The sequence below is a fragment of the Capnocytophaga endodontalis genome, from assembly GCF_002209445.1.
GTDB classification, from domain to species: Bacteria; Bacteroidota; Bacteroidia; order Flavobacteriales; family Flavobacteriaceae; genus Capnocytophaga; species Capnocytophaga periodontitidis.
The window spans coordinates 804,167-817,287 of record NZ_CP022022.1 but is presented as its reverse complement, the minus strand read 5'-3'; the positions used below and the strand labels follow the sequence as shown (position 1 = coordinate 817,287).

The window sequence follows — 13,121 nt, the reverse complement described above, 5'->3', positions numbered from 1 at the left end:
ATTATTTATTTCCAATCCATTCTACCATTTTTTCTATTCCTCTTTTTGAGGTCATTTTAGGTTGCCATTGCAATATTTTTTGAGCTTTAGTATTATCGGCTACGAATACTAATTGATCGCTCTCTCTAAAGGGGAGCTCTTTATATTGCATTTTTATACCTAAAAGTTTTTCTAACATAGCAAAAAGTTCTAGTAGTGAAAGACTATTTTCAATACCTCCACCTATATTAAAGGCTTGCCCTTTGGCTTGTTCTATATATTTGATACCTTGAAAATAAAGACTTACTACATCATCGGCATAAAGCACATCACGTACTTGCTTACCATTGCCTGAGATAGTAAATAGTTCTCGATTTGTACCTTGTTTTATCTCAATTGCTTTTTGCACAAACCAACCAATCCAACCTTGGTCGAAGGTAGCGTGCTGATGACTTCCATACATTGATGAATGTCTAAATACTATAGTTTTAAGTCCATAAATACGATGAAAATCCAATAAATATTGGTCGGCTGATCCTTTAGAACATCCGTAAGGCGAATGGAAATCTAAAGGATAAGTTTCAGGAAATCCTTTAGGATATTCTTGACAGGTATATCGCATCTGTTCTTCTTGAAAAGTAAGATTAGCGAAATCGCCATATACTTTATTGGTTGATGAGTATAAGATGTAAGCATCAGGACAGTATTTTCTAATAGCATCTAATAAGTTGAAAGTGCCCATTGCATTCACTTCAAAATCCAAACGTGGGTTTTCAATAGAAGTAGTCATTGCTACTTGTCCAGCCAAATGAAACACAATATCAGGCTGTTCTTTTTTGATCACAGTTTCTACATCATTGGTGTTGCGTATATCATAAGGATAATAAGAGAATTTACCGAGCGTTCTGAGCCAATCTAAGTTTTGGGCACTACCATAACGGAAAAGATTGTCTAAAACTACCAATTCTTCTCCTCGTTTTAATACTTCTTGAGCTAAGTTGCTTCCTACGAAGCCGCAACCGCCTGTTATCAAATATTTCATTGTATCTCGTTTTTTACAAATTGTTCTATATTTTCTTCTAAACTTCTTTTAGGTTGCCACCCTAAAGAACACAACCTACTATTATCTACTTGGGGTTCCATAATCTCCCCCTCTCGGTAAGGAAGTGCTCCAAAATTCAACTGTGTTTTTATTGGTTTGCCTTTAAGTTTTTCTAATACCTCTTTGACAAGTATTACAAAAGTCTTTACGGGAGTGAGTACACCTGTACCTACCTCTATATCATTAAAATCTTTTAGTTGTGGTGCTTGTTCTAAACAAGTAAGGTAGGCACTTACCACATCGTCTATATAAATAAAATCACGCTTTTGTGTGCCTGCGGTGAGTGGGATGATGTTTTTTTCCTGCTGGAGTTCATTCAAGATCCAAGAGGTAAATTTGTCATTGCCATCTTGCTCTCCAAACATAAGTTCTAATTTTAAGTTCACTACTTGTATTTTATCAGACGCCAATTGCAACCACTCTTCAAATTGTTTTTTTGAAAGGGCATAAGCGTTTATTTGTTTACCTAAAAGTGTACTAGTATTAAGGAAATGTTTTGTGCTAAAATCTATTGCTGTACTAAGCAATTCTATCCCGAACATTAAGTTTGTTTTGAGTATCTGCTGTATACTCTCTCCTTTTCTACCATACACACAGGCTGTATGAATGATAGTGTCTATATATTGTTCTTCAAAGGCTTTTTGCAAAGGTACTTGGTCTATATCATAGCTTTTAAAGGTGTTTTCAAAACCTTTTAAACGCCACATATTAGAGGTAGAGCGTTTGAGTACTACTACCTCATAGCCTTTGTTTACAAATGCTTTCAGCAAATGACTGCCAAGGAAGCCTGTTGCGCCCGTTAAAAGTATCGTCATAATTATATTGCTATTTCAAATTCTTGCTCTATGTAGGATTGAAAAAACTCCCACGAAAGGCACGTTCAGCTTGCGCTGATGGGGGTTTGCCCACGAATTGCACGAATTTGCACGAATGCTTCAGCTTGCGCTGATGAGGGTGATATTGTAAAGAAACCTATTTTGTGCTAAAGTTAGAAATTTACTCCAAAATATTCTTCTAATTTTTCTGCGATATAGTCTAACTGTTCTTCGCCTAAAGCTGGATAAATACCTACCCAAAAGGTTTGATTCATTGTGATATCGGTATTAGTAAGGTCACCCACTACACGGTATTCCACTCCTTTGAAATAGGGTTGCTTAGTGAGGTTACCCGCAAATAGTAAACGTGTGCCTATCTTGTGCTGGTCTAAGAAGCGGAGCAAATCTACACGTGCGGTACCTGCATCTTCTTTAAGGGTGATAGGAAAACCAAACCACGAAGGGTCGCTATTGGGGGTTGCCTCTGGTAGGTATAGAAAATCAGTAAGGGTTTGGAGTCGCTCTTTGAGGTAGGCGAAATTTTTACGACGTTTTTCTATAAACTCCTCTAAGCGGTCTAACTGTGCTAATCCGCAAGCGGCTTGCATATCGCTAATTTTTAGGTTGTAACCTAAATGTGAATATACATACTTATGGTCATATCCAAAAGGCAAATCACCGTGCTGTTGCGAGAAACGGCAGTTGCAAGTGTTGTCACAACCTGGTGCACAATAGCAATCACGCCCCCAATCGCGGAAAGACTCAGCTATGGTTTTTAGTTCTGGATTGTTAGTAAATACTGCTCCTCCTTCACCCATTGTGATATGGTGAGCTGGATAGAAACTCAGGGTAGCAATATCACCAAACGTACCTACTTTTTGTCCGTTGTAGGTAGCGCCGAGTGCATCGCAGCAGTCTTCTACGAGCCAAAGGTTATATTTCTCACAAAGGGCTTTTATTTTTTCTAAGTTGAAAGGGTTTCCCAAAGTATGGGCAAGCATTATTGCCTTGGTTTTAGGGGTGATGGCTTGTTCTATAAGGTCGGCGTTTACATTGTGAGTATGTAGATCTACATCTACAAATACGGGTACTGCCCCAAATTGAACAATAGGGTTCACCGTAGTAGGGAAGCCTGCTGCTACCCCTATTACTTCATCACCTTTTTTGATAGCACGGTCACCTAATTTAGGTGATGTGAGCGCACTAAAGGCTACTAAATTAGCTGAAGACCCTGAGTTTACAGTGATGCAGTATTTCACCCCCAGAAAGGCGGCTAACTTCTTTTCAAAAGCAGCATTAAAGCGTCCTGTGGTGAGCCAAGCGTCGAGAGAGGCGGCGACCATATTTTGGAGTTCTTGCTCACCGATTACTTTTCCTGAAGGAGGGATTACCGTTTTTCCTGCTTCAAAGGGTTTGGGTTTGTAAGCCTCTTGGGCATATTGGGTTACTAATTTTGCTATTTCTTCTCTAATTGTTTCTAATGACATATTTTCTTTTTTTTGACCACGAATTTGTACGAATGTTTTTTAGTTTTTTTCGCCCACGAATCTCACGAATTTGCACGAATATTTTTCAGGTTGAGATGATGAGGGTTACCTACGAATTGGCACGAATGTTTCAGCTTGCGCTGATGGTTTTTTTGCCCACGAATCTCACGAATTTGCACGAATATCTTTCAGGTTGAGATGATGGGTTCTGACCTCTAAGTTCATAAATTTGCACGAATATTTCAGCTTGCAATGATATTTTTTTCGCCCACGAATCTCACAAATTTGCACGAATGTTTTTCAGGTTGCAATGATGGGGTTTCTATAACACTTTTCGGAAAATTCCTTCATTGATATCTACTTCGTTGAAATTGACTAATATTCCTAATTTTAAATTTGATAGTTTTAAATAGTTTAAAATTTGTTTGTGGTGTTTCGCACTTAGTTCTTCTACTGATTTAATCTCAACAATAATTCTATCTTCTACTAATAAATCTATTCTAAAAGCAACATCTTGTAAAAGATTACCTTTATAGTATACAGGAATAGGTACTTCTGTTTGTACTTTTAACCCTCTGCTCTCTAACTCAAATTTGAGTGCAGAAGCGTATACTTTTTCTAATAATCCTATACCTAATTGATTGTAAACTTCATAAATAGCTCCTACAATTTTATAGGAGAGTTCTTTTTCTATTATCATCATTTTGTTGTTGATACAATTTGTTTCAGGTTTTTTTTCGCCCACGAATCTCACAAATTTACACGAATATCTTTCAGGTTGCAATGATGGGTTCTGACCTCTAAGTTCATAAATTTGCACGAATACTTCAGCTTGCGCTGATATTTTTTTCGCCCACGAATCTCACGAATTTGCACGAATGTTTCCGATTGAGATGATAGGTTTTGACCTATAATTACAGAATTTGCACGAATACTTCAGGTTGCAATGATGGGTTTTTCGCCCACGAATCTCACGAATTTGCACGAATATCTTTCAGGTTGAGATGATAGGGCTTTGTCCTATAATTACAGAATTTGCACGAATACTTCAGGTTGTAATGATGGGTTTTTCGCCCACGAATCTCACGAATTTGCACGAATGTTTCCGATTGAGATGATAGGTTTTGACCTATAATTACAGAATTTGCACGAATACTTCAGGTTGCAATGATGGGTTTTTCGCCCACAAATCTCACGAATTTACACGAATATTTTTCAGGTTGAGATGATGGGTTCTGACCTCTAAGTTCATAAATTTGCACGAATGTTTCAGCTTGCGCTGATGGGTTTAGGATTCCATATAGCCTTTGATTTCGTAAAGGCAGTGGGTTTGCATATCTGCTCCTCGTAGCCACGCGCGATGCCAATGGACGATTTTTTCTAAAGTATCGGCGAGTCGCCATTGAGGATGCCATTTGAGTCGGGTGGCAGCTTTGGAACAGTCGAGTTTTAGAAAGTTAGCTTCGTGAGGCTGTTCGCTCTTGTCCCATTCATAACGGGCTCCTTCGCCCCAAAATTGTACCATTTTTTCTAATATCCATTGTACAGGCTGGCAATCGTCGTCCTTAGGTCCAAAGTTCCAACCTTCGGCAAAGGCATTGCCCTCATTATACAAGCGTTCAGCTAATACTAAATAGCCTGAGAGGGGTTCTAATACGTGCTGCCACGGACGTGTAGAGAGGGGGTTACGGATAATCACGGGCTGTTGTTGCTCAAAAGCTCGCAAGATATCGGGTATCAACCGGTCGTCAGCCCAATCACCTCCTCCTATTACATTACCTGCACGGGCTGAGGCTACAGCTGCGGTATCGTTAGTATAAAAGAAAGAGCGGCGATAGGCAGAGACTACTAACTCAGCGCAGCCTTTGCTATTGCTATAAGGGTCGTGTCCGCCCATAGGTTCGTTTTCACGATAGCCCCATTCCCATTCTCGGTTCTCATAACACTTATCGGTAGTGATAATAACTACCGATTTCAGCTGAGGGGCATATCGAGCTGCTTCCAAAACGTTTACAGTACCCATTACATTGGTACTATAAGTGTCTACAGGTTCTTTATAGGAAAGTCGTACTAAAGGTTGAGCAGCTAAATGTAATAACACATCGGGATTGAAAGCACGTATGCTTTGTGATAGCTGTTGGAGGTTGCGAATGTCGCCTATTTCGGTTTGCATATTGTCACCTACTTTAGCGACTTCAAAGAGGGCGGGCTGGGTAGGAGGGGCTAATGAAAATCCTTTTACTTTGGCTCCCATCAGCTGTAGCCATAGGGATAGCCACGACCCTTTGAATCCAGTGTGCCCTGTAACAAATACGCGTTTTCCTTTCCAAAATTGAGGATTTACTTTTCCTACTACCATACTTTCCAAGGAGCTTTATTGGTTTGCCATAATTCTTCTAAGAGCATTTTATCGCGGAGGGTATCCATTGGTTGCCAGAAACCTTCGTGTTTGTAGCTCATCAGCTGTCCGTCGGCAGCTAATCCTTTGAGAGGTTCTTGTTCCCAAATTGTATTATCATCTTTGATGCGCTCTATCACTTTGGGAGAAAGGACAAAGAAACCTCCGTTTACGAGAGCACCATCGCCTTTTGGTTTTTCTTGGAACTTCATAATCTGATTGTCTACTATATCTAAAGCTCCAAAGCGACCTGGGGGGTAGACAGAAGTGAGGGTAGCTTGCTTGCCGTGAGCTTTATGAAAAGCTAGTAATTTAGCAATATCAATATCAGCTACCCCATCGCCATAGGTAAAGCAAAAAGCTTCCTCATTGGCTATATAAGGCAATACTCTTCTAAGGCGTCCTCCCGTCATAGAGTGCTCTCCTGTATCTACGAGGGTTACTTTCCACGGTTCAGCACGTTTTTGGTGTACGTGCATCTCGTTGTTTGCCATATCGAAAGTGATGTCGGACTGGTGCATAAAGTAGTTGGCAAAGTACTCTTTGATGATATAGCCTTTATAGCCACAACAGATGATGAACTCATTGATGCCATAATGTGAATAAATTTTGAGAATATGCCATAAGATGGGCATTCCTCCTATTTCTACCATTGGTTTGGGTTTTACAACGGTCTCTTCACTGAGGCGTGTACCGAGACCACCTGCTAATATTACTGCTTTCATAAAGATAATTTTGTGCGAGCCGCACGGGCAATTATTTTTTTATTTATAAAAATTTACTTATTACCTGCTATAAACGCATCGGCGAAGAAGTTTTCTTCTTTTAGTCCTTGTTCGGAGAGGAGTTTTTGAGCGCTTTGTATCATCACTTCACTACCACAAGCGTATACTTGTGCTTTTTGCCAATGGATAGGCTGCTGTAATGCTATTTCTTGTACATAACCTTTAGCCCCTTGCCACTGCTCTTCGCGAGAGAGTACGGGTATATAGGTGAAATTAGGTAGTGTTGTTTTGGGTTGCCAAAAGAGATCTTCTCGTTTTCTTCCTCCCCATAAAAGCCATATTTTTTTATGAGCTGTCAAATCAGGTGTAGATTGCAGCTGCTCTAAAATTGCTTTTATAGGTGCGATTCCAGTGCCTGTAGCTATTAAAACGATCTCCTCACAATTGGGATTATTGCGATAGAAAAAAGTACCCAGTGGGCCTTCCATTCGTAATAAGTCGTTAGGTTTGGCTTCGTTAAACCAGTACTGACTAAATAAACCTCCTTCATAATTACGGATAAAGAGTCTTAGTTCATTGCCTTCACATTGGCTATGACTGATAGAATAACTGCGTTTTTGTCCGTTTCTGATAATATCTACATACTGTCCAGGCAAGAACTGAAAGACTATCTTTGGGGGCAAGCGCAATACTACTTCTACAATATTAGGAGTAAGTACAGTGATGTTGTTTATTTTACAAGGTGTAACTTGTGGTTTAGGCAATTTTACTGCCAAGTCTTCTACATCTAATATTACTTCTGATCTAGGTACTACATTGCACGAGAGTACATAGCCCGCTGCTTTTTCTTCTGCGGTAAGCACTTTTTCGTCTTGCAAATTCTCAACTTTGCCTTGAAGTATTTTTACACGGCAACTCCTGCAACGTGCCTCAAAGCACGAATATTCTAAACTGATATCGTTATCTAAGGCGGCTCTTAGCAAAGAGGTATTCTCATCACAAGGATAAGATTTGTCGTTTTTTAAATGTATGGTATATGTTGACAAGATAGGTAATATTTAGGGCGCAAATATACAAAATTATTTTGGATAACACCTATGTTTATTTATGAAATAGGTTGAATGTGTAGTTTTTTTTAGAAGTTTTAGTATATTTGTTTAGTGGGGTGTTATACCAATGTTTTGAGGGTGAGTAGGTTGTTATCGGTAGAGGTTTTTGCTAAGTGTTGTACTCTTGCGGAGAGTGCTCGGCGTCGGTTGCGGTTGAACTCGGTGAGTTTGTGGTGGGATTTGGTGGTTGCTAATAGAAATGCGCAAAAGATTCCTATGACTATGAGTAGGAACAGCCCTGCATAGGCCCAGTGGGCGGTGTTGTGGCATTGGTAAGTGTGGAGTATTCGCAGGTGTTTTTCGTTAGTGAGATCTCCGCGTTTGCGCACAGCTTGTAGTTTTTCTTTCCACGCTTGTTGTAGAGCTTCGTCTTTCCAATTGACGTACCATAAGCTCCACTTGAACTGATAGTTAGGTACTGTTTGTGCTAAGTGTTTTTGCAAACGATAGGTGAAGACGAGCCTAACGAGAATGTAGTAGATAACTCCAAAAACGCCAGCTAAATAGAAGAGGATTTTGTTTTCGATATCGGTGTGGGCGGCATAGTATACAAATGAAGAGACAATAGTCACGGGTAGGAATAGGGCATTGTGGATGCTATCGGTTTCTTTTTCTACATAGTCGTCTCCTTTGAGCAAACGTTTAGGGGAGAATTGTTTGAGTGTTAAAAAGTTCATCATAAATGGTAAATGTTAAAAGGTGTTAAAATGTTTTTGAGGCGCGAAGGTACAAAAATATTTTAATTATTTACGAATTTATGAAAATATTTTTTAGGCAGAAAAGAGATTTTTTGTCTATAGGTTTGAAAATGAGAGGGTTTTATGAGTGCAATCTACACGGGTGATTTGGGAGCTATGGGAGCAGTGGAGTAAAGGTATTTTAACGATTACGTCACTGTTATTCCTATAGTTACGATAAATTTATCTTCTCCCCTTTTTTCAAGCTGTTAGTTCCTTAGTTTTTCTATAAAGTCTTTTATATGCTTCTTAGCTCTCCAGCCGAGGGCTTCTGTTTTTTTGGTAACAACTTCGGCGGTCATACGGTTGCCTTTGCGTTCGGGAAGCATTTGTATCTCACCTCCAAACAGTTGGGCTATTTCGAGGACTGTATAGGTTTCGGGGCTGCCTATGCCGTAGCCATCGCCTTTGCCCTTTTGTCCTACTAATAGTAATCCATCGACTATATCATCTATATGGGTGAAATTACGCTGTTGGGTACCAGGGCTCACTACTGTTAGAGGTTCGCCTTTCTTCATTTTCTCGGTAAAGAGGGCGATGAGGGTTGCGTATTTGCCTGTGCGTATTTCGCGTTTGCCATAGACATTGTAAAAATATACAATGGCATAATTTAAATTATACCAATTGCCATAGTTGATAATCAGTTCGGTGTTAGAGGATTTGCTCCACGCATAAGGACTTTGGTCTTTGCCAATCCCACCATCGCCAAACTTAGTGCTACTGCCTGCATATACTAATTTACAATTGTGTTTACGACAGAACTCTAACACTTTTAAAGTTCCTATTTTATTGAACAGAAGCACTTTATCGATATCGTCAAAACTTTGTTCTACACGAGAGTATTCTCCTAAATGGTATATCAAATCGGGAGTGAAATTGATGAGCTCGAAAATGTGTTCGGTACTACCTTCTATATAGGTTACTCCCGCCACGTGGTTGTCTCGGCTTCCGGTAAAGTAATTGTCTAATGAATAGACATCATTTTGAGGGTTGTTGGCTAAGGCTTCACAAAGGTTTGAACCTACAAAGCCAGCGCCACCTGTTACTAATATTTTCATTGTGCAAATGCAGAATTAAAATGTGATTTATCAGTGGTCTCAGAGAGGCTCAGAGAAATTCAGACGATACTGGTAATTTTATAAAACAGATAATCAGTTCATTAGACTTTGTCAAAGTTTGAGACTTTGACAAAGTTCATAAGAGATGTAATCTTTATTTATCTTGGTAGTGCCCTAAAAATTGAATTATAATTACACGTTTTTCTTCTTCTAATATTTCATAAACAAGCCTATCTTTTTTATTGAGTGTTCTGCTATAAACAACGCCTTCTTCTCCTTTAAGTTGTTCAGGAGCCCCTACTCCTTTTGTTGGAGTTTCTTGTAACTCTTGAATGATTCTTTCTATTTTTGTTTTTATAGCAGGAGTTCCTGACTTTTTGATAATTTTTAAATCATCTATTGCATCATCGGATATTTGCACTATAAAAGTTAGTTGGTCAGTGTCCATAGGTTATCTGGTGTTACAGTGGTAAGTGTTCCTTTCTGTTTTTGACTACGAGCTTTTTTTATTTTCTGAGCTGTAGTTTCAGAATAAGTATTCAAAGGCTTTCCTACACTCACCACTTTTTTTTTGATTTTGAATTTTTCAAAAAGGGTATCAAAGAGTGCGTATTCTGCCTCATTGTTAAATGTTAATTGTAATGTAACCATAATTAATTCTTTTTCTATAGGTGCTATGGGAGCTGTGAGAGCTATAGGAATTGTGGGAACTCTCACCTAACTATTAAACTCCTATTTGTATATATTTCCATCCTTTTTGGGGTAACTCAAAGGCGTTGTACTGGTTGCGACCATCGAAAATGACTTTTTCGTTTAGTAATTTGGCGATTTCATCAAAATCGGGGACGCGGAATTCTTTCCATTCGGTGAGTAAAAGCAAGGCGTCAGCTCCTTTTAGGGCTTCGTATTTGCTCTCTACATAAGTAACCTCAACATCTTTTAGGTAACATACTTTGGCTTCGTGAACGGCTTTGGGGTCGTAGGCTTGTACTTTGGCACCTCGTTTCACCAATTCTTTAATGACATAAATTGCAGGAGCTTCGCGCATATCATCGGTTTCAGGTTTGAATGAGAGCCCCCATACAGCAAAGGTTTTGCCGCTGAGGTCTTCACCATAGTGAGCGATTACTTTTTGAGCAATTACATATTTTTGACGGTTGTTTACATCGTCGACGGCTTCTATCAATTTGGCTTTGTAATTTACCTCTTCGGCTAATTTTTTTAAAGCTAATACATCTTTGGGGAAGCAAGAGCCTCCATAGCCACAACCGGGGTAAATAAAACTGTAGCCTATACGACTATCGGATCCTATACCGATACGCACTTTGTTCACATCGGCTCCTACACGCTCACAGATATTGGCAATCTCGTTCATAAACGATATTTTGGTGGCGAGCATTGTATTTGCTGCATATTTGGTCATTTCGGCTGAGCGGATATCCATTGTGATCATACGATCGTTTTGCATATAAAACGGATTGTAGAGTTCTTTCATTTTCTTGAAAGCGTATTCGTTATCCGCTCCTATTACCACGCGATCAGGTTTCATAAAATCTTCAATCGCTTTACCTTCTTTTAAAAACTCGGGGTTAGATACTACGTGAAATTTGTAATTCACACCGCGTTTACCTAAGGCGGCTTGTACGGTAGCACGTACTTTATCGGCTGTACCTACAGGTACGGTAGATTTATCGACTACAATGAGCTCTCCTTGCATAGTTTCGCCTATAGCTTGGGCTACTGAAAGCACATATTGCAAATCGGCTGACCCATCATCGCCCATAGGAGTTCCTACAGCTATAAAAGCGACCTCGGCATCTTTGATAGCCTCGGCTATATCCGTTGTAAAAAACAAGGTTTGATGAGCTACATTGCTCAGCACCATCTCTTCCAATCCAGGTTCGTAGATAGGTATAATTCCTTGTTTGAGTTTTGCTATTTTCTCAGTATTGACATCTACGCAGGTTACCTTGTTGCCCATTTCGGCAAAGCAAGTGCCTGATACTAAACCTACATAACCAGTGCCTATGACTGCTATTTTCATATATGGATTTCTGTATTATATTTTTTTGCAAAGATATGAATAATTTGTCAATTAGCAAATTTGTCAATTAGTAAATTTTAACAAATTGCGACGGGCTCTCCGTACAAATCGTAGTCGGCAGCCTCTATAATCTTCACATCAGTAAAATCGCCTATTTTAACATAGTGTTTTTTAGCGTTGATGAGTACCTCGTTGTCGACATCGGGGGAGTCGTATTCGGTGCGTCCTACGAAATAGTTGCCTTCTTTACGGTCGATGAGGCAACGGAAGGTTTTACCTACTTTCTCTTGGTTTAATTCCCACGATATTTGCGATTGTAATTCCATAATTTCATTGGCACGTTGTAGTTTTACTTCTTCGGGGACATCGTCGGTTAACTCGTAGGCTGTGGTATTCTCTTCGTGACTATAGGTAAAACAACCAAGGCGATCAAAACGCATTGCTTTAACAAAATCTTTTAGTTTTTGGAAATCTTCTTCGGTTTCGCCAGGGTAACCTACAATTAGGGTTGTGCGGATTGCCATTTCGGGGACTGCTTCGCGGAATTTTTTGAGGAGCTTGGTAGTCTTCTCTTGGGTGGTACCGCGTTTCATACTGGTGAGAATCTTATCGGAAATGTGTTGCAGTGGGATATCTAAATAATTACATATCTTAGGCTCGGTTTTCATCACCTCAAGCACGTCCATCGGGAAGCCTGTGGGGAAGGCGTAGTGAATGCGTATCCACTCAATCCCTTCAACTTTTACCAAGGCGCGCAATAGGTCGGCAAGAGCGCGTTTTTTATAAAGGTCTAAGCCGTAATAAGTGATATCTTGAGCGATGAGAATGAGTTCCTTCACCCCTTTGGCGGCGAGTTTTTCGGCTTCGGTTACCAAATCGTCAATGGGGGTAGAGATATGAGCGCCACGCATTAGTGGTATAGCACAAAAACTGCAAGGGCGGTCGCATCCTTCGGATATTTTAAGATATGCGTAATTTTTAGGTGTAGTGGTGAGTCGTTCACCTATGAGTTCGTGTTTATAGTCGGCGCCGAGAACTTTGAGCAGAGCGGGCAATTCACTAGTTCCAAAATATTGATCGACATCGGGGATTTCTTTTTCTAAATCGGGTTTATAACGTTCGGAGAGGCAACCCATTACAAAGACTTTATCCACTAATCCTGCTTCCTTTTGTTGTACATAGTCCAATATAGTGTTGATGCTCTCTTCTTTGGCGTTGTTGATAAACCCACAAGTGTTGATAACCACTATGTTACCTTCTTTTTCGTGTACTACTTCCTTACCACCAGCCTTTAACTGCCCCATTAGCACTTCGCTGTCATACACGTTTTTAGAGCAACCAAGGGTTACCACATTGATAGTATTCTTTTTTATTGATCTTGTTCGCATTCTTCAGTTTGTTTCGGGGTGCAAAAGTACGGATAATTTGCCAATTTGCCAATTTGCTGATTATTTGTATCTTTGCGGCGAGGTTTAGGGGATAGGTGTCAGGAGAATGAGTTTTTGGGGTGCTCTGAGGGTATCTGAGAAACGCTGATGTTTAAAAAGTCTCCCACGAATCTCACAAATTTTCACGAATTTCAGATTGCATAAAATCCTTTATATTATTTACAATATTATCTCACAAATTGGCAGCTGGTGCTGCTGGATTTACACAGATTGTATAAA

13 protein-coding genes are annotated in these 13,121 nt (G+C 39.7%); all 13 read right to left on the bottom strand.

The features are described 5' to 3' along the window. Window position 1: 1 nt before the first annotated feature. The 13 genes from CBG49_RS03905 to rimO all read right to left on the bottom strand — a co-directional run bounded on the left by CBG49_RS03905 (window position 2) and on the right by rimO (window position 12,842). Window positions 2-1,021, bottom strand: a complete 1,020-nt coding sequence (locus CBG49_RS03905) for an NAD-dependent epimerase/dehydratase family protein (protein ID WP_088593460.1) — start codon at window positions 1,019-1,021, stop codon at window positions 2-4. Continuing rightward, on the bottom strand, window positions 1,018-1,896 hold the full coding sequence (locus CBG49_RS03900; RefSeq protein WP_088593459.1) for an NAD-dependent epimerase/dehydratase family protein: 879 nt from the start codon (window positions 1,894-1,896) through the stop codon (window positions 1,018-1,020). The genes CBG49_RS03905 and CBG49_RS03900 overlap by 4 nt, the downstream gene beginning before the upstream one ends. 173 nt (window positions 1,897-2,069) lie before the next feature. Then, entirely contained in the window at window positions 2,070-3,383 is a 1,314-nt protein-coding gene (gene rfbH / locus CBG49_RS03895; RefSeq protein WP_088593458.1) for a lipopolysaccharide biosynthesis protein RfbH, read from the bottom strand. 322 nt (window positions 3,384-3,705) lie between these two features. Next, window positions 3,706-4,083: a GxxExxY protein gene (locus CBG49_RS03890; RefSeq protein WP_034555318.1), complete on the bottom strand. Its 378-nt coding sequence runs from the start codon at window positions 4,081-4,083 to the stop codon at window positions 3,706-3,708. Between the two features lie 588 nt (window positions 4,084-4,671). Next, on the bottom strand, window positions 4,672-5,742 hold the full coding sequence (rfbG, locus tag CBG49_RS03885; RefSeq protein ID WP_088593457.1) for a CDP-glucose 4,6-dehydratase: 1,071 nt from the start codon (window positions 5,740-5,742) through the stop codon (window positions 4,672-4,674). Then, entirely contained in the window at window positions 5,736-6,506 is a 771-nt protein-coding gene (gene rfbF / locus CBG49_RS03880; protein WP_009417218.1) for a glucose-1-phosphate cytidylyltransferase, read from the bottom strand. The genes rfbG and rfbF overlap by 7 nt, the downstream gene beginning before the upstream one ends. A gap of 53 nt (window positions 6,507-6,559) precedes the next feature. Next, window positions 6,560-7,552, bottom strand: coding sequence for a 2Fe-2S iron-sulfur cluster-binding protein (locus tag CBG49_RS03875; protein ID WP_088593456.1), 993 nt, complete (start codon window positions 7,550-7,552; stop codon window positions 6,560-6,562). 122 nt (window positions 7,553-7,674) lie between these two features. Further along, window positions 7,675-8,295, bottom strand: coding sequence for a hypothetical protein (locus tag CBG49_RS03870; RefSeq protein ID WP_088593455.1), 621 nt, complete (start codon window positions 8,293-8,295; stop codon window positions 7,675-7,677). 266 nt (window positions 8,296-8,561) lie between these two features. Beyond that, complete coding sequence (locus CBG49_RS03865; RefSeq protein WP_088593454.1) at window positions 8,562-9,410, bottom strand: NAD-dependent epimerase/dehydratase family protein; 849 nt, start codon at window positions 9,408-9,410, stop codon at window positions 8,562-8,564. A gap of 154 nt (window positions 9,411-9,564) precedes the next feature. After that, complete coding sequence (locus CBG49_RS03860; protein WP_088593453.1) at window positions 9,565-9,858, bottom strand: Txe/YoeB family addiction module toxin; 294 nt, start codon at window positions 9,856-9,858, stop codon at window positions 9,565-9,567. Then, window positions 9,840-10,061: a hypothetical protein gene (locus CBG49_RS03855; RefSeq protein ID WP_088595252.1), complete on the bottom strand. Its 222-nt coding sequence runs from the start codon at window positions 10,059-10,061 to the stop codon at window positions 9,840-9,842. Before CBG49_RS03855 ends, CBG49_RS03860 begins: the two co-directional genes overlap by 19 nt. Before the next feature lie 73 nt (window positions 10,062-10,134). Further along, the gene (locus tag CBG49_RS03850) at window positions 10,135-11,454 is read right to left on the bottom strand and encodes a UDP-glucose dehydrogenase family protein (protein ID WP_088593452.1); all 1,320 of its coding nucleotides are present in this window, start codon (window positions 11,452-11,454) and stop codon (window positions 10,135-10,137) included. Between the two features lie 77 nt (window positions 11,455-11,531). Beyond that, window positions 11,532-12,842, bottom strand: a complete 1,311-nt coding sequence (gene rimO / locus CBG49_RS03845; protein ID WP_088593451.1) for a 30S ribosomal protein S12 methylthiotransferase RimO — start codon at window positions 12,840-12,842, stop codon at window positions 11,532-11,534. Window positions 12,843-13,121 lie beyond the last annotated feature (279 nt).

Bases quoted from the DNA above. Each gene is read 5' to 3' on its own strand.
- CBG49_RS03905 (WP_088593460.1), bottom strand. From the start codon at position 1,021: ATGAAATATTTGATAACAGGCGGTTGCGGCTTCGTAGGAAGCAACTTA.
- CBG49_RS03900 (WP_088593459.1), bottom strand. From the start codon at position 1,896: ATGACGATACTTTTAACGGGCGCAACAGGCTTCCTTGGCAGTCATTTG.
- rfbH (WP_088593458.1), bottom strand. From the start codon at position 3,383: ATGTCATTAGAAACAATTAGAGAAGAAATAGCAAAATTAGTAACCCAA.
- CBG49_RS03890 (WP_034555318.1), bottom strand. From the start codon at position 4,083: ATGATAATAGAAAAAGAACTCTCCTATAAAATTGTAGGAGCTATTTAT.
- rfbG (WP_088593457.1), bottom strand. From the start codon at position 5,742: ATGGTAGTAGGAAAAGTAAATCCTCAATTTTGGAAAGGAAAACGCGTA.
- rfbF (WP_009417218.1), bottom strand. From the start codon at position 6,506: ATGAAAGCAGTAATATTAGCAGGTGGTCTCGGTACACGCCTCAGTGAA.
- CBG49_RS03870 (WP_088593455.1), bottom strand. From the start codon at position 8,295: ATGATGAACTTTTTAACACTCAAACAATTCTCCCCTAAACGTTTGCTC.
- CBG49_RS03865 (WP_088593454.1), bottom strand. From the start codon at position 9,410: ATGAAAATATTAGTAACAGGTGGCGCTGGCTTTGTAGGTTCAAACCTT.
- CBG49_RS03860 (WP_088593453.1), bottom strand. From the start codon at position 9,858: ATGGACACTGACCAACTAACTTTTATAGTGCAAATATCCGATGATGCA.
- CBG49_RS03855 (WP_088595252.1), bottom strand. From the start codon at position 10,061: ATGGTTACATTACAATTAACATTTAACAATGAGGCAGAATACGCACTC.
- CBG49_RS03850 (WP_088593452.1), bottom strand. From the start codon at position 11,454: ATGAAAATAGCAGTCATAGGCACTGGTTATGTAGGTTTAGTATCAGGC.
- rimO (WP_088593451.1), bottom strand. From the start codon at position 12,842: ATGCGAACAAGATCAATAAAAAAGAATACTATCAATGTGGTAACCCTT.